We start from the raw sequence: 25,883 nt of genomic DNA on the forward strand, positions 1-25,883 counted from the left end.
CAACCCGTTCGCCGAGGGGCGGGCGGTGTCCAGGTCACTGCAGTTGGGCGACAGTTCGGGCGCTACATCGTCGGGCTGGGCCATGACGCCCGCCAGCCGCCGTACCCGCAGGCGGGGCGGTTGAAGGTGGTGTTCCAGGCATTCCATGACCCGGGGAACTGCGCAATGGTCATCCAGTACCCGCATCGCGCGTTGATGGCGCCACGGGTGCGGGTGGTGCCGGAGTGCCTGCCGGAGGCGTTCGCCCAGGACGCTGCCCTGCGGCGTTAGAAGCCTTTCGCAGCCTGAATGCAAGCACCCCGCCGGGTGGCGGGGTGCAGGGGGTCAGCCTTTCAGCGGGGGCGTGCGCGGCGGGACGATCCGGCGCGAGCCGGTGGACTCGAACGCGGCGGCGTAGCGCAGCAGGGCGTTGTCGTCATAGGCGCGGCCGGCGAAGGTCAGGCCCACCGGCATGCCGATGTCGGCCATCACGCCCATGGGCACGGTGACGGTGGGTACGCCCAGGTGGCGGATGGCGAGGTTGCCGTTGGCGACCCATACGCCATTGCTCCAGGCGATGTCGGCGGAGGCCGGGTTGACGTCGGCATCCGCCGGGGCCACGTCGGCCACGGTGGGGAACAGCACGGCGTCCAGGCCCTGGGCCTGCATCCAGTCCTCCAGGTCGATCTTGCGGGTGTACTCCAGGGCGCGCAGGCCGTCGGGCAGGGTCTCGATGCGGTCCCAGGGGGTGATGCCGCGCTCGGCCATGGTCACGTACTCGGCCATGCTCGCCGCCAGGTCGCCCTCGCGGTTGGGCAGGGTGCCGGGTTCGTGGGGGAAGATCTGCGGGCCATCCACGTCCTTCAGGCGGTTGAGCTTCGGATCGCCGTTGGCCTGGAGGAAGTCGTCGAAGGCCCAGGCTGTCAGGTCCCACAGCTCGTGGTGGAGGAACTCCTTGGCGACGATGCCGCGGTTGAACACCGTGGGCGCGCCGGGGCGGTCGCCCTCGCAGTTGGAAACCAGCGGGAAGTCCACTTCCACCACTTCGGCGCCGGCCGCTTCCAAGGCCTGGCGCGCCTGCTCCCACAGGGCGATGACGCTGGGGCGGGTGTGGATGCGCTGGCCGGTGGGGCCGCCGATGCCGGGGTTCTCGCTGGTGCCGGCGTCCGGGTCCTGGTTGATGAACATGCGTGGCACGCCGAAACGCTTGCCGGCCAGGGCTTCGGTGCCGGCGGCCAGGTCCTGGTAGCGGGCGGGGCGGACTTCGCTCACCGAGGGGATCGGCACCCAGGGCTGCAGGCGCCAGAGGTCGCCGCGCTTCTCGGCGTCCTCGGCGACGATCACGTCGAGCACGTCCAGCAGGTCGGCCATGGTGCGGGCGTAGGGCACCACCACGTCCATGGTCGGGGTCAGCGGCCAGTTGCCACGGATGGAGATCACCCCACGGGACGGGGTGTAGGCGCACAGGCCGTTGTTGGAGGCGGGGCCCCGGCCGCTGGACCAGGTCTCCTCGGCCAGGCCGAAGGCGGCGAAGCTGGCAGCCGTGGCGGTGCCGGCACCGTTGGAGGAGCCGGAAGCAAAGGGCGCGGTGAGGTAGCCGGCGTTGTAGGGGCTTTCGGCACGGCCGTAGACGCCACGCTGCATGCCGCCGTTGGCCATGGGCGGCATGTTGGTCTTGCCCAGGCAGATGGCGCCGGCGGCGCGCAGGCGTTCGATGGTGAAGGCGTCGCGGTAGGCCACCAGGTCCTTGAAGGCGGGGCTGCCGGAGGCGGCCGTCAGGCCCTTGACCAGGTAGCTGTCCTTGGCGGTGTAGGGGATGCCATCCAGCGGGCCGAGGGTTTCGCCCCGGGCGCGGCGGGCGTCGGAGGCCTCGGCTTCGGCGAGGGCCTCGGGGTTGCGCACCACCACGGCATTGAGGGCGGTGGTGGTGTTCGGGCCGTCATAGGCGTCGATGCGGGCGAGGTAGGCCTTCACCAGCTCGACGGCGGTGGTCCGGCCCGACTCCAGCGCAGCGCGCAGGTCGGCAATGGAAACTTCGGTTACTTCGATCATGGGGTCACCGCTGGCAGGTGCCGCGTGGCACGCGTGGTTCGGAATTCGGCGGGCAGGGCCCGGGGCTCGATGCCTCCCGGGCCGTGGGCCGGGCGAGTCGAGGCGACCTATTTAGCATCTGGCGGCGTCGGGCGGAATCTCCTGGTCGCGTTTTCGCATGTGGGTGGCCTGTTCGCGTCCGCCAGCGGGTTTTGGCGAGGCGGTTTTTCCTCTTGTAGACTTCCCCCGCCTTGTCAGAAAAGAACGCCGCATGAATCGGCCGTATCCTGCACCTGCCTTCCTGAACACGCTTTCCCTGCCCAGCCTCTTCGGTCTCTGGGCGTGCCTGCTCGTGGCCCTGGTGCTGGCAACCGCGCCGGCTCGGGCGGAGGAGGTGGTGGATGCCGCGGCGATGAGCGAGCAACCGCTGTCGCTGACCGACGCCCTGGGCCTGCTGGAGGACCCGCAGGCCCGCTACGGCCTGGACGATGTGCGCAGTCCGCCGCTGGCCGAGCGTTTCGAGGGTGGGAGAGCGCCGGCCAACGCCCTGGCGCTGGGCTTCACCCGTTCGGCGTTCTGGCTGCGGGTGGCGCTGCACAATCCGGGCGACGTGCCGCTGCGCCGGATGCTGGTGGTGGACAACCCGCGCGTGTCCCAGGTCGACGCCTTCCTGCCGGACGGCCAGGGGGGCTATCGCGCGGTGCTCACCGGCAGCGACCGACCGTTCGACACCCGTCTCTACCCCAATCGCAACTTCGTCTTCCCGCTGCTGCTGGCCCCTGGCGAGACCCAGGTGGTGTACCTGCGGGTGGCGTCCAAGATTGGCCTGCTGGTGCCGCTCAAGCTCTGGGACGAGGCGGCCTTCCATGTTGCCGAGCGCGAGGACTACGCGATCCAGGCGTGGTACTTCGGCATCGCCACCGCGATGATCCTCTTCAACCTGCTGCTGTTCGCCGTGCTGCGCGACCGCACCTACCTGTTCTACGTCATCTACGTCGGCCTGATGATGCTGGGCTTGGCCAGCAAGAACGGCCTGGCACCGGAGTCGCCCTGGGACGCCTTGCTGCTGAATTCCAACGAGGCCTATTACTCCGGCGTGTCCCTCGCCCTGGTGGGCATGCTGCTGTTCACCCGGCGCATGCTGCAGACCCGCGAAAGCCTGCCGCGTACCGACCGGCTGATGCTGGCGCTGGTGGGGCTGTACCTGCTGACCCCGGCGCTGTACTGGATGGCGCTGCCGGTGTTCGCCCGCGCGGCAGTGCTGCTGAACCTGGCCACGGCCTTGCTGATCGTCGGCGTGGCCGTGGCCTGTGCCTTCAGGCGCCAGCGCACCGCGTACTTCTTCATCGGTGCCTTCGCCCTGCTCATCGCCGGGGGCACCACCACCATCCTGCGGGCCATCGGCCTGTTGCCCACCAACGTCTTCACCGTGGACGGCACCCAGCTCGGCTCGGCAATGGAGATGATGCTGCTGGCCTTCGCCCTGGCCGATCGCTACAACGTCATGCGCCGCGAAAAGGCCCGGGTGAAGGACGAGCTGCTACGCGCCCAGCAGCAACTGGTGGAGACCCTGCAGCAGTCGGAACGGCTGCTGGAGCAACGGGTGGCCGAACGTACCGACGAGTTGCAGGTGCTCAATCGTCGACTGAAGACCCTCAGCCTCACCGACGGCCTGACCGGCATCGCCAACCGGCGGCACTTCGACGTGATGCTGAGCCAGGCCTGGAGCCATGCGCAGCGCAACGGGGAGCCGCTGGCCCTGGCCGTGATGGATGTGGACTGGTTCAAGCCCTACAACGACCACTACGGCCACCCGGCCGGCGACGCCTGCCTGCGCCAGGTGGCGCAGGCCCTGAGCGCCACGCTGTGCCGTTCCAGCGACCTGATGGCGCGCTACGGCGGCGAGGAGTTCGTCTTCCTCGCCCAGAACAGCGGCGTCGAAGGGGCGCTGGGCCTGGCACGCCGCGTCGCCGAGGCCATGGAGGCGCTGCACCTGCCCCATGAGCGTTCGCCCCTGGGCCACGTCACCCTGAGCATCGGTGTGGCCGCAATGGTGCCGCAGCCCGGCCAGCTCCCCGAGGTGTTGTTGCAGCGTGCCGATGCCGCGCTCTACGAGGCGAAGCGAGGCGGTCGCAACCAGGTGGTGGTCGACGGCTGACGGCCTTCGGCATTGCAGAACACCCTGCGCCGGAGGGGCCACCCTTGCATCCTGCAAATGGCAGGGTGATGTCGAGCGCACGCAAGTGACTGATTTGCCTGGGGACCCGCCACGGGGGTGGTGTGGCATGAGGTCTGCACCCAAGGGAGGACACCGAACCCAAGGAGCCTCCCCATGAGCATCGCCATCCAGGAACTCTTCCAGGCATTCCCCGGCTACGAGATCGCCATCACTCCCCGGCCCGACGGCATGCTGCTGCTGTGCCTCAAGCACGGTGACGCAGAGCCCCTGCGCAAGGCCATCGACGGTGACGTGGTGTTCTGCGAGCAGCGCGTGCGCCGTGTCATCCGTGAGTTGACCCGCGACCTGAAGCTGGCCGCCGGGGAAGTGAGCTGGAAGGGCGAGGGCAACCAGTGGGTGCGTGCCGAGCTGCCCACCTTCACCGGTGACCCCATCCACTTCACCGCCGCCAAGACCCTGTTCGCCCGCCGCGCCGTGCGCCGCCCGGGCCAGGCCCTGGCCGACGCGGTGCGTTGATCAGCGCTGGGCCACCAGGAACAGGCGCGGGAACGGCAGCAGCACGCTGCCGTCGTCCAAGGTCGGGTAGGCCTCAGCCAGTTCGGCCTGGTAGGCCGCCAGGAAGGCCTGCTGGTCGGCATCGTCCAGCGGTGCCAGGAAGGGGCGCAGCCCGGTGGCGCGGAGCCACTCGATGATGGCCCCCGGGCCGCCCGCCAGCGGGTGGTAGTAGGTGGTGCGCCACAGGTCGACGCGGGCGCCGGCCTGGGTCAGCAGGCGGTAGTACCACTTCGGTGCATGGCGCGCCTCCCGGGCTCCGGCCGCCTCGCGCAGGGCGTCCGCCCAGGGGCCGCGGGCAGCCACTTCGCGCATCAGGCGGTGGGAGTCCTCGTCGAGGTTGTCGGGCATCTGTACCGCCAGGCAGCCGCCGGGTGCCAGTTGCGCCAGCAGGCGCGGCAGCTGGGTGCCATGGTCCGGCAGCCATTGCAGGGAGGCGTTGGCAAAGATCAGGTCCGGTGCCACCTGGGCAGTCCACTGGGCGATATCGCCTTCGAGGAAGGTCACGCCCGGCAGGCGCTGGCGAGCGGCGTCGAGCATGTCGGGCGAGCTGTCCAGCCCGCTGATGGCTGCGTGCGGGTAACGCTCCACCAGCAGTTGGGTGGAGTTGCCGGGGCCGCAGCCGAGGTCGATGGCGTGGTGCACGTCGGTCAGCGGCACCCGCGCCAGCAGCTCGATGGCCGGGCGGGTGCGTTCGTCTTCGAACTTGCGGTACTGCTGGGCGGACCAGGTCATGGCGGGCTCCTCCGACGGGAAGCGCCCATCATCCTCGCAGCCGCCTGTTCACGCCAGCGCGGGCGGCTCCGATGCTGCCGGGCGGTAGAGCACCAGGCGGTAGGTGACCAGGCAGATCATCCAGTCGAACAGCAGCGTCCAGACGTTGTGCGAGAGAAAGTGCGCGCCCTGCATCATCCGTCCCAGGGACAGCACCGACCCCAGCACCAGCGCGCCCATCAGGGCCGCACGGGCCAGCCGTGGGCGGCGGTCCCGCAGGAAGAAGAACAGTGCCAGCAAGGCAAAGCCGCTGGAGGCGTGTCCGCCCGGCCAGCAACGCCCGGGGTGGTCGGTGGGCGCACGCTGGGACAGCAGCGGGGTGTAGACCTCCTCGCCACCGAAGGCCGTGAGATCCCAGGGGCAGTGCACCTCTGTCAGTGCCTTGAGCGGCGTGACGATGGCGGTGGACAGTCCCAGCGCCAGCACCAGGTAGCCCAGCGAGCGGCGCCAGCCGGCCATGCGCTTGAACACCAGGCTGGCGACGAAGCCCACCAGGGCGAACACCGCCATCACGATCACGGCCTGCTTGACCCGGTCATGCAGGATGGTTTCGAGGAAGTAGCTGTGCCCGCCGACGAATCCGGTGGCCGGGTCGTAGAAGGCGTTGGCGATGGCGAAGTCCAGGCGCGTCGGGTCGAGCACCAGCAAGACGGCCATGCAGACCAGGGGCAGCACCGCCCACAGGCGGAAGTTGAACGGCCGCGAGACGACCGTCGCGCGGGGCGGGGTATCGGCCTCCAGTTCGGTAGGGAAGGTGGCGTCGGGGGTGTGGTTCATGGTCGGTCCTTATACGGTCAGGCCCTCCCTGCCGGACGTGCAGGTGGGCATGGGCGCCGACCTTAAGCGCGGGCGTGTCATTTTTGCGTGAAAAACACAGTGCTGAAGTCCCCGTGAAAACCCGCACGGCGATTGATGTTTTTTTCACGCGGTTTTGACACCCGGTTGATTGATGCCCCCCTAGTCTGGCCCTCCCTGTCACTGGGAGTGGATGGAATGACTGACCCCCGTCGGGCCCAATCGGGCAGCACCCTGGAGCCGGCTTTCGTGCCCGCGTCGCTGGACGCGGCTGCGCCCCGGCCGAGCCTCTGGCGGCGGCTGGCCAACTGGCGCGAGGACCAGGTGGCGCGCCGCGCGCTGCGCCTGGCCGGGGAACCCTGCCTGGTGCTCGACCTGCCCTGTGGCAGCGGCCGCTTCTGGCCGGTACTGGTGGGCTGGGCCAACCGCATCGTCATCGGCGCCGACGAATCCGCGCGCCGCCTGGACGTGGCCCTGCACGAACAGCCGGCGAACGTGCTGCAGCGCATCCGCCTGCTGCAGACCTCCGCCTTCGGCATCGACCTGGGCGAGAACGCCGTCGACTGCATCTTCTGCATGCGCCTGATGCACCGGCTCGGCGAGCCCGGTCAGCGCCTGGCCATGCTGCGGGAATTCCACCGGGTCACCCGCGACACGCTGATCCTCTCGCTCTGGGTGGACGGCAACTACCGCGCCTGGCGTCGCCGCCGGCTGGGCCGTGGCGACCGCGACCGACACGTCGCACGCCGCAGCGAGGTCGAGGCCGAGTTCCGCCAAGCCGGCTTCGAGATCATCGGCCACCAGGACGTCCTGCCGGGCTGGGCGATGTGGCGGGTGTATACCTTGCGCAAGGTGGAGTGAGCTGGCTGTCTCATAGGTCGACTGCGTCGCTCAGCCCTTGCAGCCCTCATCCAGCAACAGTTCAGCAGCCGGAGCGCCGGCTCCGGTGTCCACGCGCAGCAGGCAGGGGTGGCGCACGGTGCTTTCCAGTACCTGGCTCTGCACCGGCAGCAGGTCGCCGATGAAGGCGCTCTGCAACACCGGGTTGCCCTGGAAACGGTTGCCGCCGAGCACGATCTGCTCCAGCCCTTCTACCCGCACCATGGCTTTGCCAATGCCCCCCAGGGTGTTGCCGGTGAGCACCAGGCGGCCGGGCAGGCGTTGGGGGTTGCGCAGGCTGACGGCGTATTCGGGGCTGTTGCCGATCTGGTTGCCCACCAGGAACAGCGCGCCGCCGACATTATTGGCGTCGATGCCGCTGCCTTGGGTGTTGCCGATGAGGTTGCCCTCCAGCAGCAGCGGCCGGAGTTCGCTGGGTGCCAGCTGGTTCAGCAGGATGCCGGTGCCGCGGGAGGCACCCAGCAGGTTGCGGCGGATGCCCAGGGCACCTTGCTGCTCTACCACTTCGATGCCGGCCTTGGCGGTGTTCAGCACGCTGTTGTCGGCGATCAGCCCGCTGACCTGGCCGCGTGCGCGCAGGCCGCTGTTGTTCTGCACGCCGTCGATACGGTTGCCCAGGACTTCGACCTGGCTGTCTTTCAGGTCCACCGCGTACTGCTGCTGGTCGCTGAAGCGCGACCCCTGCACCCGCGCGCGGGCGTGCTGCAGCTCCAGGGCGGTGGACAGGTCGTTGAAGGTGCTGTTGCGCACCAGCACCCGTGCCGGTGCTGTGGAGGCGGGCTGCTGGGGGCTCAGGGCCGTGGTGATGCCCCGGGTGAAGTTGGCGTTGTAGCCGAGCCGCTCCAGGTGTGAATCCTCGATGTGCAGGGTGCTGCCGGCCCAGGCCATCACGAAGGGGCGATACGGGTCCTGGGTGTCGCCTGCCGATTCGCCTTTCCAGCTGGAGAGGGTGGCGCCTTTGAGCTGCAGCAGCCCTCGGTTGATCAGCGCGGTGCCGGAGGGGGTGTACAGGTACAGCGTGCTGCCTTCGACCCGCAGGGCTGCGCCAGGGGCGATCACCAGCGGGTAGCTGAGCAGGTAGCCGTCCTTGTGCCGCTTCAGCACGCGGGGGTCGTTGAGTGCGCTGGAGAGCTGTTCCAGGGTCAGGCTGCCGCCGCTGATCACCACCGCTTGCGGGTGGTGGGCCTGGTAGCCGGCGATGGCGCGGAACAGGCCGTTCCTGGCGAAGGGCTCGAAGTACCAGCTGCCCTGCTGGGAGGAGAACATCGTCTCCAGGCTGGCGTGTGCGCGGCCTGCGGGCACGGCCGTTTCCAGGGGCGGGAGGACTGCCTGGGCGATGGCGTCGCGGGCGTGCTGGAGCTCGGCCTGCTGGCCATCCCATGGCAGCAGGCTGAGGGCCGGATGGGGCGGCTGGTAGCTGGCCGCCTGGGCATCAAGGCCCAGCAGCAGGGGCAACAGGCCTGCGAGCAGGCGGCGGCCGGAGCGGAATATGACCTGGCGCATGTGCGGTCCTTCTTTCAATCCTGGGTCGGGTACATCGGCTTGATGGGGCCGCCGATCTGGCTGTAGTTGTCCACGTCGCCGCCCATTTCGTCGTAGAGCCGCCGGGCCCAGGGATGGCCCGGGTAGCGGTGCAGGTAGGGGATCAGCCAGGCGAGCTTGTAGGGCGCGGCCTCGTCCTGGTCGTGTGCCTGCAGCTCCGGCAGCTTCTCGGGTTCGAGCTGGCTGCGGGCGGCGAAGCTGGCCAGCAGCCACAGCGTCTGGCGCTCGTCGCCGCTGAGCGGCCGGCCGTTGGCTTCGGCGCTCTCCACCAGCAGCACCAGCGGGACCAGGGCGTACTGGGTGTAGGTGCTGGCGAGCTTGCCGCGGGCCACTTCCAGGGGCAGGTAGGCGTAGTCGCCGTTGGTGCTCCGCTGGGCCTGGGCGAGGCCCCGCCGCAGGCTGTAGTCGGCCCAGGCGATGAAGTCTTCGCGCTCCACCAGCATCCCCACCGAGGCCACGGCCCAGCCGGCCCAGTAGTCATGGTTGTTGAAGTAGGGGAAGTCCGGAACGTGACGAGGCTGGTACTCGGCGATCACCCGTTCCGCCAGGCGCTCCAGCCAGGCCTTCTGCTCGCTGTCCAGCTCATAGCGGCCGTCACTGAGGGCACGCACCTTGAGCAGGGTGGAGCCGATGGCAGCCAGCGCCCATTTGCGTGCGGCGATGCCGGTCTTGCTGGCGTCGGGGTTTTCCAGCGCGCGGGCGTGGGCCCAGTGGCCGAGCCAGGTGTCGAGGCAGGCGAGGGCCTGGTTGGCCCGCTCGGGGCGCTTCGCCCGCTGGAACTCCTTGGAGGCGCGGATCAGCCCGCCGATGTAGCCCTTCACCTGGTCCTGGACCTTCTTGGCCTGGATATCGGGCGTGGCGCTCAGGCGCGATTTGGTGACATCGCGCTGGTCGTACTTGCTCTCGAACTGCAAGGCGCCCGTGTAGGGCTCGGGCGCGGGGTACGGGCAGCCCAGGCTGCGGTAGTCGCCCACCATGGCGGCCTGGGGCGTTGCCTGGTTGGCCCAGAGGGAGTTGACCGCCTGTGCCGGGCTCATGGGCAGCACCAGCAGCAGGGCGAGGGCGCAGAGCAGGTGGCGGCTCAGCGGCATAACTGCACGTCCACCTGGGTCGATTGAGCGATGTCCACGGTGGGTTCCATGAACACTGAAAGCAGGTTGGCACCCTTGAACGCCTCGGCCCGGCTGAGTTCCAGGTAGTAGTGGCCACCGGTGACGACGGCCTCGCGGCGGAACCACACCTTGTCCCGGGCGCCATTGTCGTAATAGACGATCACGTAGAAGTCCTTGAGGTTGCGGTCGCTGATGCGGATGTCGAGGAAACCGTCCATGCCGCTCAGGTCGCGGCGCTGGTCGCCGGCATTGCTGAGCAGTTCGATGCGCTGGTTGACCTTGAGCACACCGGTTTGCAGTGTGTTGCGGGCCAGGGGCTCGGCGCGGCAGCCACCCTTGATGGCGGGAATCAGCTGGCGGTAGCTGAGCGGGTCTTGCAGGCGGTAGTTGGCCGGCAGCTCCCAGACGATGAGCCTGGGCGGCTTGTCCGGCGAGTAACTGTCCGATTGCAGGTACTCCAGCAGCGCGCCGTCCTGGCCGGCGCCGGGGAGGGCGTAGTTGAGGATGTCCACGTCGAGGTACTGCTTGAGGAAACCGTCGAAGTTGAACTGCTTGCTTTCGTCCTCCCGCGCGGCCGAGTTGGAGGTGCCGACCAGCACCACGTCCGGGTCCGGGGCGTCGTCGAACAGGGCGTCGGCATCGTCGCTGACCGGGATGGTCTGGAAGCCGCGCACGTACTGGAAGCCGTAGTTGTTGCCGCAGATGCGCGAGAGCGCCAGGTTCATGGTGCCGTCCTTGGGCACCATCACGCCGGGCTCGGTCTGGTAGTGCTTCTTCGCCAGGCCGGCGTACAGCGGATGGCGGCGGATTTCGTCGGCCACCAGGCGGGCAGTGGCCTCGGCCCCGGCCGGGGTCCAGTGGTGGTCACGGCGGAAGAAGTATTCCTTCTGCGGCGGGTGCTCCACCAGTTGCATGACGTCCGGCACGATGGCGCCGCCGGCCCGCAGCTGCCCCGCGAAGTGGCGCAGGCTGGCGCTGGCCTTGGCGTAGTCGAAGCCGTAGGCGCGGTCGGGGCGGATCTTGTCCCGGTGCATCAGCCCGCGGGTGGGCTGGATGGCGATGACCACGTCGGTGCCCTGGGCCTTGAAGGTGCGCATCAGCCGGGCGAATTCGGGCTCCATGGCGGTGGGGATGCCGAAGTCGTTGGTCAGGTCGACCACGGAGCGAAACAGCCAGCGGTCCTTGCCCGGCGCAATCTCGCGCATGAGCTTCATGTTGCCTTCGGCGTACTGCTGGGGATCGGTCAGGCCGGGGCAGAGCAGGCATTCCAGGTCGCCGCAGGTGGGCGCCTCGGCAGCGAGCGCCGGGAGGCTGGCGAGGGCCAGGAACAGGGCCAATCCGTGCTGCAAGGTCTTCTTCATGGTCGAGGCGGGTTCATCCGTTGTTGAGGTGGGCGCCCGTGGGGACGGGCGCCGATCCCTGTCGTCGCATCACTCGGTGGGGTCGACGCTGTTGGCCAGGCTGAGGGTGCGGTAGCCGCCGGCCTGGGGCAGCAGCACGTAGCTGTAGGAGCGGCCCTTCTTCAGGAAGAGTTCGTCGAACTGCGCCAGGCTCTGTTCGCCGGCGTAGGCGGCGAAGCCGATCTTGATCTCGTTCACCATGCGGCTGCCGGTCTGGTTCTTGCCCAGTGCCTGGACGATGTCGTGCTTGCCGTCGCGGGTCTTCAGCGCCACGTCCTGGCCGGTGAGGTTGTAGAAGGCCACCTGGGCTTTCTTCGGCTCGTTGACGAAGGCGTCGGCGATGACGATCAGCTCGCTGCCGGTGTAGAGCAGGGTGGTGGCGGTGTTGGCCTTCAGCTCGGGCTCGACGGCCAGGGTGCCGGTGGCGATGCGGTGCTTGCCCTGGGGCACGAAGCGGTAGCCGCCGATCTGCCCGGCCGGCACTTTCTGCGGGTTGACCTTGCCGCTCAGGGTCACGTCGATGCCCTTGTCGGAGAGGTTGAGCACCCGCACGAAGGCGGAGTCGGCCGGGGCGACGGCGTCGTAGAGGTCGGCATTGGCATCCTTGGCGGCTTGGGCCGGCAGGTGGATGGCCAGCAGCAGCGCCAGTGCGCTCAGCAGACGGGAAGTGATTCGCATGAGGGGTCTCCTTGGTCGTCGAATCAGAAGTGGCTGGGCTGCTCGGCGCGGGCGCGCGCGGCAACCATGTTCTGGGCGAGCACGGTGCGCACCGGGAATTCCCAGATCACCGTGTCGAGGCCGGGGTCGGCCAGTTGCGGCCCTTGCAGCAGCAGCTCCATGGCCTGGAAGGGGCCACGGGCTTCCTGGGCCAGGGTCACCAGGTCGCTGTGCAGGTATTCCTTCATGAAGCCGACGAAGTTCCAGTCGTCGATCTTGCTGTAGCTGGTGCCCACCAGCAGCAGCGGGCTGCCTTCGTCGTCGAACAGCGCCGCATCGCTGACCGTCTGCTCGGCCTTGAGGGTCTCGAACAGGGGCAGGTCGACCGGGGCGAAATCCGTGGCGGCCAGGCCGGTGTCGAACTGCACGTAGTTCATCAGGTCACCCTTGTGCGGCTTGCTGCCCACCTGCTGCGAGCGGTAGGCCGTGGTGCCGACCAGGGCGGGGTTGCCCCGGGCGAAGGTGGCCGCTGCGAGGCGTGCGCCTTCGGGGCTCCAGTGGGTGTCGTTGGGCAGGAACAGGGCCTGGTCGTCCCGCGCGGCGAGAAAGGCGTGGCGCACCGGGGTGACGTCGACGCCTGCGGCTTTCAGTTGCTCGACGAAACGGTCGTACAGCGCCACCGCGCGCAGGTCGGGCTGCACGCGGGCGCGGGCGGCGTAGATGTCCAGTTTCATCGGCACGGGCAGCAGCACCAGCTTCTTGCCGTGCGCCGCCAGGCGGTCGTGCACCTGGACGATGGCCTGCACCTGCTGCTGCAGGTTGGCGGGCAGGTCGCGGGTCACCAGGTATTCCTGGTTGGTGAAGAGCCAGCCATCCCGGCCGAGCACCACGCCGCTGGTGGCTTCGCCGAAGAGCAGGAAGCGGATGTCCGCCCAGGCCTGCACGGACGGCTCGCGGAGGAAGAAGCGCTTGTCGTAGAACTGCTCGAACTTGCGCAGCAGCTTGCCGTCCACGAACAGCGACCAGGTGTCGGTCTGGGTCTTGCCGAAGCTGAACACGGCCGGCAGGGAGTAGAGGAACATGCCGCCCAGCAGGGCGATGAACAGCAGTCCATTCCACAGGCTGGCCGACGTGATCACGGGGAATTTCATCGGGTCCGCTCCTAGAACTGGAAATACAGGAAGGGCGAGAAGGAGTTCGCCGCCAGGCTGCTGAGGGCGACGAAGAAGCCGCTCCAGAGCACCAGGGCCTGGACGCCGCCGAAGTGCTGCATGACGTAGCCGTCCTTCAGTCCGGCGTAGTAGCGAACGTTGTTGCGGCCGGCCAGCACGAGCCAGGCCAGCGCCACCAGGTTGAAGGCCATGGCCATGCGCGAGGTGCCGAGGATGTACAGGTCGAGGCTGCCGAGGCCGTTCAGGCCCAGCAGGCCGGCGTAGATGTCCAGGCTGTGGCGCAGGTCGTTGGTGAAGAACAGCGGCATGCTGAGGAGGATGAGCACGGCCGTGCGCATGTTGCGCCAGAAGCGGTAGGGCGTCGTGATCTTGGTGGCGATGCCCAGCTGGCGCTCGATCACCATGGCCACGCCGAAGAACAGCCCCCAGAAGATGAAGGCGAAGCTGGCGCCATGCCACAGGCCCGACAGCAGCATGGTGAGGACCAGCGCCGGCATCGGCCCGGCCACGCGCTTGCGCACCAGCGGCATGAACACGTAGTCCCGCAGGTAGTGGGCCAGCGTCATGTGCCAGCGCTGCCAGAACTCGGTGACGCTCTGGGCCACGAAGGGCTGGTTGAAGTTCTCCGGGAAGCGGAAGCCCATCATCAGCGCCAGGCCGATGGCCATGTTGCTGTAGCCAGCGAAGTCGAAGTAGAGCTGGAAGCAGGCCGCCAGCAGGCCGAACCAGCTCTCCACCAGTTGCAGCTCGCCCTGGGCGATGAACAGGCCGCTGACCGGCGCCAGGTTGTCGGCGATCAGCACCTTCATGATGAAGCCGACCATGAAGCGCCCCACGCCGATGGAGAACAGCTCCAGGGAGTGGGTGCGCTGGCGCAGCTGCGGTGCCAGCTGGCTGTAGCGCAGGATGGGCCCGGCCACCAGGTGCGGGAAAAGGGCGACGAAGGCGGCGAAGTCGATGAAGTTGCGCGTCGGCTCGGCGTCCTTGCGGTAGATGTCGATGATGTAGCTCAGGGCATGGAACACATAGAAGGAGATGCCCAGCGGCAGCAGGATGTGCTCCAGGGTGAAGGTGTTGATGCCCAGCGGGGCCAGCAGCGCCGCCAGCACCTCGGCACCGAAGTTGGCGTACTTGAAGTAGCCGAGGGTGGCGAGGTTGCCGATCACCCCCAGCCACAGCAGGCGGCTGGCAGCCTGGCGGTTGCCGGCCTCCTGCTGTTGCCTGATGCGCAGGCCGAACCAGAAGTTCCAGTAGGTGATGCCGACGAACAGCAGCAGGAAGTCCGGCCGCCACCAGGCATAGAACAGGTAGCTGGCGGCGACGATGACGCTGGAGCGCCACGCCGGCCGGGCGAGGAAGTACACCAGCAGGAAGACCGGCAGGTAGAGGAACAGGAAGACGTTGGAGGCGAAGATCATCGGATGCTCCCTCAGTAGCGCATGACGAGGCCGAAGGAGATCTGGAAGTCGTCGCCGCTCTCCAGGGCGTCGCCGGCCCGGAGGTAGCTGGCGCTGACCAGCGCGTTCAGGTCGAGGTGCTTGCCCTCGTAGGCGAGCGGGAACATCTTCCAGTAGTAGTTCAGGTCCAGCACCTGGCCGACGTCGCGCTGGCCGTTGCCGCGTCCGGCGCGGATCGCCTGGCGGCGGTCGCGGGCCTGCTGCTGGTCCACGCGCACCGGCAGGTCGCCGTCGGCATCGCGCAGGTAGAGGTCGCTCAGGCGGATGTCCAGCGAGCTGCGGGCCGTGGGCCGGGTTTCCAGGGCCACGCCGTAGTACTTCAGGTTGCGCATGTTCAGGGCCACGAAGGAGCTGACCAGGCGGGTGCTGTAGCTGGACGGGTTGACGATGCGGTCGGACTGGATGCGGTTCAGGCGGAAGCCGTCGGCCTCGTTGTCCGGGGCGTCGGTCAGGCCCGCGCGCAGGGCGATCCGGGGTTCCCAGGGCGCGTCGTGGAAGCGCTTGCCGACCTCGCCCAGCATCAGCCAGCCACGGCTGTCACCCCGCTCGCTGACGCCGTCGGCGTCGGTGGTGCGGGTGCGCCCCCGGAGGCGTACCGCTTCCAGGTGGTAGTCGCTGAACAGCGGGCTGACGCGCAGGTCGTCGCCGCTGAAGAACAGCCCGGCGCGGGTGCCGGTGAAGTCCTGGGCGTCGTCGGGGTCGGCGTTGCTCCGGTCGTCCTCGTGGAGCACGCGTGCGCCGACCCAGTTGCGCTCGCTCCAGCGCCAGGCGTACTCGCCCATGGCGTAGCGCGTGTTCTCCTCGGTGGGGTCGAGGCTGTTGACGTCGGTGTTGTAGTTCCAGAACTTCTGCGCCACGGCGACGAAGCCATGGGAGAAGGCGTCGCGGTAATCGAAGCGCAGCGATTCGATGCTGTCGTCCCACCAGATGCCGTAGGTGTCGTAGAAGCGCTGCCGCCCGGCGGAGAAGGAGAAGCGCGGGTCGTCCCCCAGCAGGTTGCGGCGCACATAGAGTTCGCGCAGTTCGCTGTAGAAGTGCTCCGGGCGTTCGTTGCGGGTGCTCTGCTGGAAGTTGTCGTCCTGCAGCGGCGTGGCGGACTGGCTGGAGTCGTAGTTGATCCAGGCGCGGCCGAAGACTTCCCATCTGGCCCAGCGTTTCTCCGGGGAATACCAGTGGTAGCTCGGCTCGTAGCGCAGGCTGTAGAAGCCCTTGCGGTCGGCGCCCAGCACCGAGTCCTCGGGGCCGTAGCCGCCCTGCAGGGTGAGCTTGTTGAAGAACTCCGAGGTCACCGGGGGCAGGGTGTCCAGCGAAAGCGCAGCCGGCTCGGCGGGTGTCGCGGCCGGGCCGAAGGCGTCCTCTTCGGCGGCCGCGACCGCGCCGCTGACCGTCACGGCACCGATGCACAGCAGTGCCTTCCACTCGTTCACAGGCGGTACTCCTTGTAGATCGCGTCACGGGCGAGGGTGGCCCGCTGCAGCTCGTCGCTGCTCATTTCCTTTTCCAGGCGCTTCAGCAGGCCGTTGGCGCGGAACTCGCCCAGGCCCTTGGCGGCCTCGGCGTAGGCGTGGGCCTTGACCTTGTCGTGGCAGATAGCGCGGCCGAAGTTGTAGAGGCTGGCGATGCGGTAGTAGGCCGAGGGCGAGCCGTTGAGCGCCTGCTGGTGGAAGATCGCCAGGGCCTTGTCCAGGTCCGGCTCGTCGAGGCCGCCTCGGCTGTAGAGGTCCCCGAGCAGCAGCTGGGCTTCGGGGTAGTTGGCGTCGAGCAGTTCCTGGATCAGTCCATGGGCCTTCTCCGGGTCGAGGGTCAGCCAGTTGGTGACCATCAGCACCGAGGCCTTGAGGGCCTTGGCCCGCAGCGGGTCGGTGCGGGCAATGCGCTCGATCAGGGCGAAGGCTTCGTCGGCGGTGAAGTCCTGGGGGGAGGAGGTCATGTTGTTGACCTTGCTCACCATGGCCGGCACCCACTTGCGCTCGATGGCGTTGTCCAGCCAGGCGCGGACTTCGGCATTGGTCTGCGCCAGCAGTTTGGCCTGGGCTTCCGCGCGAGCCTTGTCGGCGGCGCTGGCCTCGGTCTTGGCGTCGCCTTCCAGGCCTGCGTCGGCCTCCCGCAGGGCACGGTTCTCGATGGCGATGAGGCCACTCTGGGTGGAGTAGATGCTGTCCAGCAGGGTGCCGATGCGGTGCACCGCCTCCACGGGCAGGCGCTCCTTGTGCTCGAACAGGGTCTTGGCGAAGGCGGGGAAGGCGGTGTCCTGCGCGTCGCCGAGGAAGTCGTAGTAGCGCAGCACGGCGCGGGTGTCGACGAACACCGCAGCACGGTACTCGCGCTCGGCGTCGTCGCGGCGGCCCTGGCGTTCGGCGAGCACGGCCTTGTACAGCTGGGGCCGGCAGAACTCCAGGCAGGACGACTCGTAGAGGCCGATCAGCTTGGCCACGCGGGGCGCCTGGAAGTACTCGGGGAAGACCAGGAAGATCTCCAGGGCGGCATCCAGGGTGCGCGGGTCGCGGGCATGGGGGAATCGGTCCAGCGCCTCGCGCACGTAGCCGGCATTGGCCTTGCGCATGCGCGGGTTGCGCTCCAGCAGGCGGCTCAGCGAAGACAGCGCGAGCACCTCGCCACGGCCCTCGGCGAAGGCCTCCTTGTACAGCGCGAGGGCTTCTTCGCCGTTGGCGGCATCACCGGCGGCGAGGCGGTCCCCCAGCAGCAGCTTGGACGCCAGGTCGCCGCGCTCGGCGAGGCTGCGCAGGTCGGCGATGACGTCGGCGTTCGGGTCCTTGTAGAGGGCGTAGCGGATCTGTTCGAGGCTCTGGACGGCGCCGGCCGGACCGGCGCAGCCCAGCAGCATCGCTGCGACCAGGACTGTGGATTTCCCCTTCATCGTCTGGCCTCAGCGGGTGGCGCCGAGCAGCGGTAGGCCGAGGTAGAAGTCCACCGCCACCGGTTGCTGGTAGGCCTCGCGGGGCAGGGGCTGCTCGGGCTTGAGGGTCAGCACCACGCTCTGGGTCTGGGCGTCGACGCTGGAGGCGACGATCTCCCCGGCGATCACCTGGTCGCTGCCGTACACGCTCATGTCCACTGCGCGCACGCGGTTCATATCGGGCAGCTTGGCGAAGGGCACGCTGGCGCGCACCACGAGGTCCTCGTCCTTCGGCAGCAGGTGCACCAGGGGGGCCTGCTTGTAGTTGAAGCCGTCCAGGCGGCGGCTGGGGAAGTACAGGTCGCAGTCGCAGGGGCTGTTGATCAGGGTCTCCACGGTGGCGCGGTTGAGCAGGGCCTGGACATCGCCGGGGGCGAGGTTGGAGAGGGCGGCCATGTCCGCCGGGCTGGTGAAGCTGGTGGCCAGCTGGGTGGAGATGCTGGCCAGCGGCTCGCCGGTGGTGACCGAACGCTGGCCGGGCTTGAGCAGGTACTTGACGTAGCCGTTCTCCGGCATGGTGAGCACGTAGGCGTCGGCACTCACCGTGGCCTGTGCGGCGGGGATGCGGAAGAACAGCAGGTAGGCCTTGTAGCTGACGATGCCCAGGGCAGCGAGGCCGATGAGGCTGAAGGCGAGGGTGCCGGCGGCGGCCTTGAGGCGGTCCAGCGGAGTGCGGGCGAGGGCGTGTTTCTGCTTGCGCTCCTTGATGTAGTTCTCGCGCTGCATGACGTTGAACAGCCCGTTGATGTCGGCGATCTCGCCGGACATGTAGGACGAGATGATGTAGCGCAGGATGTCGCGCTTCTGCGCGTCCAGCTCGACGAACTGCGCGCCGACCTCGTTGCCGCGCTGGGAGACGATCTTCAGCTTGGCGTCGATGTTCAGGTCCAGCTTGGCCAGGCGCAGCTTGATGGAGGCGTTCATCAGGGTGCCGAGCTTGAGCGGCTGGGCATGGATGAGGCCGATGCCGCCGAGGGAGATGTCCTGGATGTCGCATTCCAGGCCGGTGAGGCCGCCGCCGCTGAGGATGACCTTGGCGGGAATGCGGGTGCGCACGTGCTGGCGCTCGTCGATGGCTTCGTGGATGACGTTTTCGGGTACGAGGGTCGTGCTGCTCATGGCTGTCGCGCCTGCTTAGATTTGAGTGAGTTCGAGGAGCACCGAAACGACGCCCAGGAAGATCGCGATGGAGGAAAACATCATGGCCTTGGAGGACCAGCGGTTGAGCCGGACGTCGAAGCTGACGCCGCGGTTGCTCAGGGTGGTCTTCTGGCGGGTCCAGCTCTGCTGGTCCATGTGGAAGAGGGCGTACACCTTCATGATCGAACCCACGATCTGGTTGTAATAGAGAACGAACGGATACAGGGCATCCACCGGGTGGCCGCTGAAGTGGAACAGCAGCGTCACCAGCGTCCGCGACAGCAGCACCCAGAACAGGTACACCAGCAGGTACTGCACGCCGAACAGCAGGGCGGCGGCCACCGAGGCGGTGAGGCCCATCAGGCAGGTCCACATGGACAGGCGCTGGTCGTAGAGCACGTACAGGGTGAAGGCCCCCAGGCGATCCCGGCCCAGCAGGCTGGTGGCGCGGAAGTTCTGCCGCAGTGAGTTGCCGTACCAGCGGAACATCAGCTGGCGCGTCGCACGGAAGAAGTTGCTGTCCGGCGGATGCTCCACGGTCAGGGTGTGGCTGTCGGGGACGTAGAAGGTGTCCCAGCCGGCGCGCATCAGGCTGAACCAGGAGGACTTGTCGTCGCCGGTGAGGAACTGGAAGCGCCCCAGGCGCCAGTGTTCGAGGAAGTCCGCCTCGACGTCGCGGATGAACTCCGGGTCGGTCATCACGCTGGCGCGGAAGAACGACAGCCGGCCGGTGAGGGTCAGCACGCGGCGGTAGAGGGCCATGGAGCACATGTTGATGTGCCGCTGGACGAAGCGCATGGTGTGCCACTCCTTGACCAGCTTGCCGCCCTCCACCTCGCAGTATTCGTTGGTGGTCAGGCCGCCGACGCTGGGCAGCAGGGCGAACATCTTCACCGCCCGCTCGACGCAGCCGGGCAGCATGATGGTGTCGCCGTCCACCACGCCCACCACCGAGTTCTGCAGCGGCATCTGCCGCGACAGCGCACGGAAGGCGTGGGCCAGGCCATCGCGCTTACCGGTGCCGCGGGCACGCACGATGATCAGCCTGATGTCGCTGCGCTCGCGCACCTCGTCCCGCATGATCGCCTTGATGAAGTTCTCGTCACCCTTCTCGACGATGGAGGCGATCACCGTGCAGGGCACGCCCAGGCGCTGCACCTCCTGGAACACCGAGCGATAGACCTTGAAGGTGGTGGTGGTGGGAATGCGGAAGCTGGTCACCACCATGAACAGGTGGTCCGGCAGCGCCTCGTCACCCATCGCCTCGACCTGCTTGCGCATGCGCGGGAACTTCCAGTGCAGGAAGTACATCCCCCTCAGGAAGTGGATGGCCGCGTTGCTGTAACGCCAGATGCCGATGGCCCCGATGATGAAGATGAACTTGTGGTGGGCCGGGTCCAGGTACTCCGGGGCCACCATCTCCGAGGCCAGGGCGACCAGCGCGAACAGGCACGTCCAACCGATCAGCTTGCGCAGGCGTCCGCAGGACGCGGCGTCTGAAGCGTGCATCCAGTACTACTCCATTCGTTCGATACGACTTCCATTGGCACGCGCGCCGCTTGGCATCCGTGCCTCCCCGCAACGGGGCCGCGAGGGCCCCGCTGCGCTCAGTCCATCAGTTCCGGTGTGCGCCCGTAGACGTCATCCAGCCGCTTGATGTCGTCCTCGCCCAGGTAGCTGCCGGACTGCACCTCGATCAGCTCCAGGGGGATCTTCCCGGGGTTGGTCAGGCGGTGAACCGAGGCCACCGGGATGTAGGTCGACTGGTTCTCGCTGAGCACGAACTGCCTGTCGTCACAGGTGACGAAGGCTGTGCCGGACACCACGATCCAGTGCTCCGCGCGGTGGTGGTGCATCTGCAGCGAGAGGCTGGCGCCCGGTTTCACGGTGATGCGCTTGACCTGGAAGCGCGTGCCCTCGTCGATGCTGTCGTAGGCGCCCCAGGGACGGTGCACCCGGCTGTGGCTCTCGGCCTCGGGGCGGGATTGCTCCGCCAGGTGCCCGACCAGTTGCTTGATCTCCTGCACGCGGTCCTTGTGGGCGACCATCACGGCGTCCTTGGTCTCCACCACCACCACGTCGTCCAGGCCGACCAGGGTGACCAGCTTGTGCTCGCTGTGGACCAGGCTGTTGCGGCTGTTCTGCAGCACGACGTTGCCGCGCGTGACGTTGCCGGCGGCGTCCTTGCGCTGGATCTCCCAGAGCGATGACCAGGAGCCGACGTCGCTCCAGCCGGCGTCCAGGGGCACCACGCAGGCGTGCCGGGTGTGCTCCATCACGGCGTAGTCGATGGAGTCGTCGGGGCAGTGCTCGAAGCTCGCCGGGTCGATGCGGAGGAAGCCGAGGTCCTGCTCGCTGCGGGCCAGGGCTGCCTGGCAGGTCTCGTAGATGCCAGGCTCGTGCTGCTTGAGCTCCTCCAGGTAGCGGCTGGCGCGGAACAGGAACATGCCGCTGTTCCAGAAGTGATTGCCCGCCTCGACGAAGCGCCGGGCCGTGGCCAGGTCGGGCTTCTCGACGAAGCGCTCCACCGGCAGCACGCCCTCGGGCAAGCCATTGCCGTGGGAGGCGGTGCGGATGTAGCCGTACCCCGTCTCCGGGCTGGTGGCCGGCACGCCGAAGAGCACCAGGGCGCCTTGCTCCGCCGCCAGTCGGGCGCGTGCCAGGGCACTGTGGAAGGTCTGGACGTCGTCGATGACGTGGTCGGCCGGCAGCACCAGCAGTAGTTCGTCACGCCCGGCTTCGAGCAGCGTCAGGGCGGCGATGGCCACGGCCGGCGCGGTGTTGCGGCCGAAGGGTTCCAGCAGGATGGACTGGGCCTTCCTGCGGATGCCGGCCAACTGGTCGGTGACGATGAAGCGGTGGGCTTCGTTGCAGACCACCATCGGCGGCTCGAGCCCTTCGAGGGCCAGGCGCTCCACGGTCTGCTGGAACAGGGTGTTCTCGCCGACCAGGGCAAGAAACTGTTTCGGATACTGCTTGCGCGATAGCGGCCAGAGGCGCGAGCCACTGCCGCCGGACAAGATGAGCGGAATCATGCCGTCTCTCCCGGGCGTTCAAGAGTCAGTTCACAAGGGCGTTCAACGTCGTGTTGCCTGGCGACGGCGTGCTTCTCGGTGGGGCCGGTGGTGGCCCCGTGGCAGCCTGTCGCGTCACGCCGCAGCGGTGGTACGCACCGCTGCGGCAGGGGTCACCAGCAGATGCCTTCCTTGCCCTGGCCGCTGGGGGTCTGCATGAAACCCACCAGGTCCAGGACCTGCTTGTCGGGTGCAACGGATGCCAGGACTTCACCGAACTGGCGGTCGTTGTTGCCGAGGATGATGACGTCGGAGTCGTCCAGCACTTCGTTCAGGTCCTTGCGCAGCAGGGCCGACACGTGGGGGATCTTCGACTCGATGTAGTCCTTGTTGGCGCCGAATACGCGGGCGTACTCGACGTTGCGGTCGAAGATCTTCAGCTCGTAGCCCTTGCCGATGAGCATCTCGGCGAGCTCCACCAGCGGGCTCTCCCGCAGGTCGTCGCTGCCGGCCTTGAACGACAGGCCGAGCAGGCCGATCTTGCGCTTCTCGTAGGCGGTGACGAGGTCGAAGGCGCGCTCCACCTGGACCTTGTTGCTGCGCATGACCGAGGCGAGCATCGGGTGCTCGACGTCCAGGGCGCCGGCGCGGTAGGTCAGGGCGCGCACGTCCTTGGGCAGGCAGGAGCCGCCGAAGGCGAAGCCCGGGCGCAGGTAGTAACGGGACAGGTTGAGCTTGTGGTCCTGGCAGACCACGTCCATCACCTCGCGCCCATCGACGCCGCAGGCCTTGGCGATGTTGCCGATCTCGTTGGCGAAGCTCACCTTGACCGCGTGCCACACGTTGCACGTGTACTTGATCATCTCCGCCACCTCCACGGGCTTGCGGATGATGGGCGCGTCCAGCTCGCGGTAGAGCTCTTCGAGGAGGTCGCCGGACTCGCGATCCAGTTCGCCGATGACGGTCATGGCGGGGTAGTCGTAGTCCTGGATCGCCGTGCTCTCGCGGAGGAACTCCGGGTTGGTGGCAACGCCGAAGTCGACACCGGCACGTTTGCCGGAGCAGTCCTCGATGAGGGGGATCACCACGTTCTTCACGGTGCCCGGCAGCACGGTGCTGCGCACGACCACGGTGTGACGCGTGGACTTGCCGCGCAGCGCCTCGCCGATCTGCCGGCACACGGCTTCCAGGTAGACCAGGTCGAGGTCGCCGTTGCGCTTGCTCGGGGTTCCCACGCAGATGAACGACATGTCGGTGGCCATGATGGCTTCCCGCACATCGGTGGTCCCGCGCAACAAGCCCGCATCGACCCCCTTGCGCAACAGTTCTTCGAGACCCGGTTCGACGATGGGTGACTTTCCTGTGTTGATCAGATCGATCTTTTGTCGGGAAACATCAACTCCTACAACTTCATGTCCCCGGGAAGATAAACAGGCCGAACAGACTGCGCCTACATAACCGAGACCAAAAATGCTGATCTGCATATATCCCTCTGCACAATAAAAGAATCGCCACCCCTCCATGGAGGACTGCTGTCATTTGTAGTTTTTATCTGACACTTCTGGAGGATGTTTCACTGGCTGAATTAAGCACCTTCTTCCAGACTAAGAGGAATTAATTGCAGTATTCAACACTTGGTCGAAAAAAATTTATTTCCCTTTTAAATCAATAACTTAAAAATCGCATTTTACATGGCGTCAAAAATCATACGCAAACTCGCCTAATTTTTGGCGTCAATAAAATATCTATTTTATAGCGCGACTCGCTATAAAAAACTGTGTTTCAGAGTAGGAAAATTCCAGGTGTGAGCGGTACTTTTAAATTGGCTGGATTGTTTGTTTTAGTTGTTTTGATGCGCACTTATTAAATTGGAAATTTTGTTATTCGGAGCGCGCTTTATTGTTGTTTAAGTTGTTCTCAAGTAGATGCAGAGGCGCGTGAGGGCTGTCGACTGCATGTTCTACAGGGCGTGTCCGTTGAACGGTCCTGCCTAATTTCCATGTCGTCCGCCGCGTTTCATCAGGGACAGTCAATCACTCGCGAGCCTCACCATGTCCCGACAGCATCCCCTGTCGAGCCTGCCCCTGCCTGGGGGGCGGCGCCTCGACGTCGACGAATCCCAAGACCGTCTGCACCTGTTTCTGGATGGCCAGCCCCTCCTGGAGCTGGGCGCCCAGCCCGGCGAGCAGCCGCTGCTCAAACCCCTGCAGCCTGCGCTGCCCGATGCTGATGCGCTGGGGTTGGCGAGCTACCTGTGGTTCGCCCGTGAGCCTGGGTGCCAGGCGTTGCGCTGGCAGTTGAGCGTCGCTCCGGCAGAGGCGCTGGCTGAGGGCTGGCTGGTGCCGGCGCAGGAGCCTGGCGTGTTCGTGTGCGAGCGTGGGGTGTTCTGGCAGCGGCCGGCGCCCTGGGTGCAGGCGCAGCCGGCATACCCGGAGCGGTTGGTGATGAGCGAAGGGCGGCGCCACCCACGCCGGCCGCCCAAACCGAGTGGCGAGGTGTATCGGCGTTTCGACGCGCGGCTGGGGGCCTGGTTCTCCCTGCGCACGCTGGACATCGAGGCCGATCTGGAGCGCTTCAACCGCTGGCAGAACTCACCCCGGGTGCTGGCGTTCTGGCAGGAGGGCGGCAGTCTCGACCATCACCGTGCCTACCTGCAGCGCCTGGCCGACGATCCGCACACCCTGACCCTGGTGGGCTGCTTCGACGACGAGCCGTTCGCCTACTTCGAGGCCTACTGGGCCAAGGAGGACCGCATCGCGCCGTTCTATGCAGTGGACGACTACGACCGGGGCATCCACATGCTGGTGGGGGAGGAACACCATCGCGGGCCGCACAAGGTGGCCGCCTGGCTGGCGGGGCTGACCCACTACCTGTTCCTCGACGACCCGCGCACCCGTCGCGTGGTGGCCGAGCCCCGCGCCGACAACGCGCGGATGATCGGCCACATGCAGGGCCTGGGGTTCTACCGCGAGAAGGAGTTCGACTTCCCCCACAAGCGCGCCGCCCTCATGGCCATCAGCCGCGAGCGCTTCTTCGACCGCTGCACGCTGGCCTGAGCCGCACCCGGGCTGAAGCCCGGGCTACAGCGTGGCGCTACCCGTAGCCCGGACTTCAGTCCGGGAATCCTCCCGATTCAGATCCCGGACGTAAGCCCAGGCGACGGGGTGGGGATTGGCAGGGAAGGGCTGGGGTTGCGCTATGCCACTCCCGGGCTGAAGCCCGGGCTACAGGGTGGTGCTACCCGTAGCCCGGACTTCAGTCCGGGAGTCCCCCCAATGCAGATCCCGGGCATAAGCCCAGGTGACGGGGTGTGGGTTGGCGGGAAGGAGCGGGGCAGGGAAGCCCCGCGTCAGGCGGGAGGGTCAGGCGATGCGTTCGGGTTGTTCGGCGTCGTTCTGTGCGCGGGTCACCTTGCGGCAGTGCACCAGGGCGTCGCGGATCATGAAGTTGACCAGGGTCGGCGAGACGCCCAGCTCCTTGGCGATGTCCTTCTGCGGCACGCCGTGCAGGCGGTACATCTCGAAGGCATAGCGGGTTCGGGCTGGCAGCTCGCCGAGGGCATCGGCGATGTGTTCCAGGGTGGCGTAGTTGATGTGCGAGGCCTCGGGCGAGGCGCCTTGCATCACCACCACGTTGAGGCCTTCCTCCTCGGTGCCGGCATAGCGCTGCTCCAGGGCCTGCTTGCGGTAGTGGTCGATGGCCAGGTTGCGCACGATCTGGAACAGGTAGCTGAGCTGGGCCTTGATCGAACTGGTGATCCTCGGCGCCGACTGGAGGCGGAAGAAGGCGTCCTGCACCACGTCTTCGGCCCGGGTCCGGCAGCCGGTCACCCGCATCGCGATCTTCACTAGGATGGAGCGATTGTCGATGAAGACCTGCAGAAGTGGGGAATCAAACCGGCTAGTTGAGAGTTGATCCGTCATGGAAATCACCTTGCACATGGGTAGGCATAGGGCCCGGTTACCTGTGGGCTCCCGTTCAGCGGGGTAACAAATTATGACCAATGATAATCATTGTCAAATGCGATAGATAAGCAATTCACATCGAAACGAAGCAGATCACACCGAGGTTTCCAGCGTGTTGCGGGGCCATGACGGAACCGGGACGGCGGTTGTGAAAAAAGAATGTGCGCGGGGGCTTGAGGAGTAGGAAGGGCTGTAGGACTGGCCTACAGGAGCCGGCCCCTCGCCGTGATGACAGGCGACGCGTCGACCGGGGCCTGAGAGCCCACTCCGGACCGCTAATTATTCCCGTTCGCCATC

The 25,883-nt window shown here is 67.1% G+C and carries 20 protein-coding genes; 4 read left to right on the forward strand and 16 right to left on the reverse strand.

Features of this window, described 5'->3' with window-relative positions:
• Positions 1–324 precede the first annotated feature (324 nt).
• Positions 325–2,031: an amidase gene (locus BM198_RS16045; RefSeq protein ID WP_074971290.1), complete on the reverse strand. Its 1,707-nt coding sequence runs from the start codon at positions 2,029–2,031 to the stop codon at positions 325–327.
• A 250-nt stretch (positions 2,032–2,281) separates the two neighbouring features.
• Here BM198_RS16045 and BM198_RS16050 point away from each other — a divergent pair, with 250 nt between their 5' ends.
• The gene (locus BM198_RS16050; protein WP_083422398.1) at positions 2,282–4,168 is read left to right on the forward strand and encodes a diguanylate cyclase; all 1,887 of its coding nucleotides are present in this window, start codon (positions 2,282–2,284) and stop codon (positions 4,166–4,168) included.
• 174 nt (positions 4,169–4,342) lie between these two features.
• Entirely contained in the window at positions 4,343–4,705 is a 363-nt protein-coding gene (locus BM198_RS16055; protein WP_044404789.1) for a DUF3509 domain-containing protein, read from the forward strand.
• On the opposite strand, the gene tam is transcribed toward BM198_RS16055, so the two are convergent.
• Both tam and BM198_RS16065 read right to left on the reverse strand, forming a co-directional pair.
• Positions 4,706–5,476: a trans-aconitate 2-methyltransferase gene (gene tam, locus BM198_RS16060; RefSeq protein ID WP_074971292.1), complete on the reverse strand. Its 771-nt coding sequence runs from the start codon at positions 5,474–5,476 to the stop codon at positions 4,706–4,708. It abuts the gene before it with no gap.
• Positions 5,477–5,524: 48 nt separating this feature from the next.
• A complete protein-coding gene (locus BM198_RS16065; protein WP_074971341.1) occupies positions 5,525–6,172 on the reverse strand; it encodes a phosphatase PAP2 family protein in 648 nt (215 codons plus the stop codon).
• A 336-nt stretch (positions 6,173–6,508) separates the two neighbouring features.
• Here BM198_RS16065 and BM198_RS16070 point away from each other — a divergent pair, with 336 nt between their 5' ends.
• On the forward strand, positions 6,509–7,171 hold the full coding sequence (locus BM198_RS16070; protein WP_052807570.1) for a class I SAM-dependent methyltransferase: 663 nt from the start codon (positions 6,509–6,511) through the stop codon (positions 7,169–7,171).
• Between the two features lie 30 nt (positions 7,172–7,201).
• Here BM198_RS16070 and BM198_RS16075 read toward each other — a convergent pair whose 3' ends face one another.
• The 12 genes from BM198_RS16075 to BM198_RS16130 all read right to left on the reverse strand — a co-directional run bounded on the left by BM198_RS16075 (position 7,202) and on the right by BM198_RS16130 (position 23,105).
• Positions 7,202–8,713, reverse strand: a complete 1,512-nt coding sequence (locus BM198_RS16075; RefSeq protein ID WP_074971294.1) for a right-handed parallel beta-helix repeat-containing protein — start codon at positions 8,711–8,713, stop codon at positions 7,202–7,204.
• A 14-nt stretch (positions 8,714–8,727) separates the two neighbouring features.
• The gene (locus BM198_RS16080; RefSeq protein WP_074971296.1) at positions 8,728–9,843 is read right to left on the reverse strand and encodes a polysaccharide lyase; all 1,116 of its coding nucleotides are present in this window, start codon (positions 9,841–9,843) and stop codon (positions 8,728–8,730) included.
• On the reverse strand, positions 9,834–11,225 hold the full coding sequence (locus BM198_RS16085) for an alginate O-acetyltransferase AlgX-related protein (protein WP_074971299.1): 1,392 nt from the start codon (positions 11,223–11,225) through the stop codon (positions 9,834–9,836). The genes BM198_RS16080 and BM198_RS16085 overlap by 10 nt, the downstream gene beginning before the upstream one ends.
• 69 nt (positions 11,226–11,294) lie before the next feature.
• Positions 11,295–11,942, reverse strand: a complete 648-nt coding sequence (locus tag BM198_RS16090; RefSeq protein WP_139233634.1) for an alginate O-acetyltransferase AlgF — start codon at positions 11,940–11,942, stop codon at positions 11,295–11,297.
• Positions 11,943–11,965: 23 nt separating this feature from the next.
• Positions 11,966–13,072 carry an alginate O-acetyltransferase AlgX-related protein gene (locus BM198_RS16095; RefSeq protein WP_074971301.1) on the reverse strand — a complete coding sequence of 369 codons (1,107 nt, stop codon included), beginning with the start codon at positions 13,070–13,072 and terminating at the stop codon, positions 11,966–11,968.
• Between the two features lie 11 nt (positions 13,073–13,083).
• On the reverse strand, positions 13,084–14,511 hold the full coding sequence (locus tag BM198_RS16100) for an MBOAT family O-acyltransferase (protein WP_074971303.1): 1,428 nt from the start codon (positions 14,509–14,511) through the stop codon (positions 13,084–13,086).
• Between the two features lie 11 nt (positions 14,512–14,522).
• The gene (locus tag BM198_RS16105) at positions 14,523–15,977 is read right to left on the reverse strand and encodes an alginate export family protein (RefSeq protein WP_074971305.1); all 1,455 of its coding nucleotides are present in this window, start codon (positions 15,975–15,977) and stop codon (positions 14,523–14,525) included.
• Positions 15,974–17,395: a tetratricopeptide repeat protein gene (locus BM198_RS16110; RefSeq protein WP_244165703.1), complete on the reverse strand. Its 1,422-nt coding sequence runs from the start codon at positions 17,393–17,395 to the stop codon at positions 15,974–15,976. Before BM198_RS16110 ends, BM198_RS16105 begins: the two co-directional genes overlap by 4 nt.
• Before the next feature lie 42 nt (positions 17,396–17,437).
• Positions 17,438–18,586 (reverse strand): PilZ domain-containing protein, encoded by a 1,149-nt coding sequence (locus BM198_RS30655; RefSeq protein ID WP_074971309.1) that lies wholly within the window; start codon positions 18,584–18,586, stop codon positions 17,438–17,440.
• 15 nt (positions 18,587–18,601) lie between these two features.
• A complete protein-coding gene (locus tag BM198_RS16120) occupies positions 18,602–20,116 on the reverse strand; it encodes a glycosyltransferase (RefSeq protein ID WP_074971311.1) in 1,515 nt (504 codons plus the stop codon).
• Positions 20,117–20,214: 98 nt separating this feature from the next.
• On the reverse strand, positions 20,215–21,642 hold the full coding sequence (locus BM198_RS16125; protein WP_074971313.1) for a mannose-1-phosphate guanylyltransferase/mannose-6-phosphate isomerase: 1,428 nt from the start codon (positions 21,640–21,642) through the stop codon (positions 20,215–20,217).
• Positions 21,643–21,794: 152 nt separating this feature from the next.
• Entirely contained in the window at positions 21,795–23,105 is a 1,311-nt protein-coding gene (locus BM198_RS16130; RefSeq protein ID WP_074971315.1) for a nucleotide sugar dehydrogenase, read from the reverse strand.
• 567 nt (positions 23,106–23,672) lie between these two features.
• On the opposite strand from BM198_RS16130, the gene BM198_RS16135 reads away from it, so the two are divergent.
• Positions 23,673–24,677: a GNAT family N-acetyltransferase gene (locus BM198_RS16135; protein ID WP_074971317.1), complete on the forward strand. Its 1,005-nt coding sequence runs from the start codon at positions 23,673–23,675 to the stop codon at positions 24,675–24,677.
• Between the two features lie 306 nt (positions 24,678–24,983).
• Here the strand turns inward: BM198_RS16135 and BM198_RS16140 are convergent, their stop codons facing one another.
• Positions 24,984–25,544, reverse strand: coding sequence for an RNA polymerase factor sigma-70 (locus tag BM198_RS16140; RefSeq protein ID WP_074971343.1), 561 nt, complete (start codon positions 25,542–25,544; stop codon positions 24,984–24,986).
• Positions 25,545–25,883 lie beyond the last annotated feature (339 nt).

Source organism: Metapseudomonas otitidis (assembly GCF_900111835.1).
Taxonomy (GTDB): domain Bacteria; phylum Pseudomonadota; class Gammaproteobacteria; order Pseudomonadales; family Pseudomonadaceae; genus Metapseudomonas; species Metapseudomonas otitidis.

Coding starts and splice junctions, on each gene's coding strand:
- BM198_RS16045 (WP_074971290.1), bottom strand. CDS start 2,031: ATGATCGAAGTAACCGAAGTTTCCATTGCCGACCTGCGCGCTGCGCTG.
- BM198_RS16050 (WP_083422398.1), top strand. CDS start 2,282: ATGAATCGGCCGTATCCTGCACCTGCCTTCCTGAACACGCTTTCCCTG.
- BM198_RS16055 (WP_044404789.1), top strand. CDS start 4,343: ATGAGCATCGCCATCCAGGAACTCTTCCAGGCATTCCCCGGCTACGAG.
- tam (WP_074971292.1), bottom strand. CDS start 5,476: ATGACCTGGTCCGCCCAGCAGTACCGCAAGTTCGAAGACGAACGCACC.
- BM198_RS16065 (WP_074971341.1), bottom strand. CDS start 6,172: ATGGCCGTCTTGCTGGTGCTCGACCCGACGCGCCTGGACTTCGCCATC.
- BM198_RS16070 (WP_052807570.1), top strand. CDS start 6,509: ATGACTGACCCCCGTCGGGCCCAATCGGGCAGCACCCTGGAGCCGGCT.
- BM198_RS16075 (WP_074971294.1), bottom strand. CDS start 8,713: ATGCGCCAGGTCATATTCCGCTCCGGCCGCCGCCTGCTCGCAGGCCTG.
- BM198_RS16080 (WP_074971296.1), bottom strand. CDS start 9,843: ATGCCGCTGAGCCGCCACCTGCTCTGCGCCCTCGCCCTGCTGCTGGTG.
- BM198_RS16085 (WP_074971299.1), bottom strand. CDS start 11,225: ATGAAGAAGACCTTGCAGCACGGATTGGCCCTGTTCCTGGCCCTCGCC.
- BM198_RS16090 (WP_139233634.1), bottom strand. CDS start 11,942: ATGCGAATCACTTCCCGTCTGCTGAGCGCACTGGCGCTGCTGCTGGCC.
- BM198_RS16095 (WP_074971301.1), bottom strand. CDS start 13,072: ATGAAATTCCCCGTGATCACGTCGGCCAGCCTGTGGAATGGACTGCTG.
- BM198_RS16100 (WP_074971303.1), bottom strand. CDS start 14,511: ATGATCTTCGCCTCCAACGTCTTCCTGTTCCTCTACCTGCCGGTCTTC.
- BM198_RS16110 (WP_244165703.1), bottom strand. CDS start 17,395: ATGCTGCTGGGCTGCGCCGGTCCGGCCGGCGCCGTCCAGAGCCTCGAA.
- BM198_RS30655 (WP_074971309.1), bottom strand. CDS start 18,586: ATGAGCAGCACGACCCTCGTACCCGAAAACGTCATCCACGAAGCCATC.
- BM198_RS16120 (WP_074971311.1), bottom strand. CDS start 20,116: ATGCACGCTTCAGACGCCGCGTCCTGCGGACGCCTGCGCAAGCTGATC.
- BM198_RS16125 (WP_074971313.1), bottom strand. CDS start 21,642: ATGATTCCGCTCATCTTGTCCGGCGGCAGTGGCTCGCGCCTCTGGCCG.
- BM198_RS16130 (WP_074971315.1), bottom strand. CDS start 23,105: ATGCAGATCAGCATTTTTGGTCTCGGTTATGTAGGCGCAGTCTGTTCG.
- BM198_RS16135 (WP_074971317.1), top strand. CDS start 23,673: ATGTCCCGACAGCATCCCCTGTCGAGCCTGCCCCTGCCTGGGGGGCGG.
- BM198_RS16140 (WP_074971343.1), bottom strand. CDS start 25,544: ATGACGGATCAACTCTCAACTAGCCGGTTTGATTCCCCACTTCTGCAG.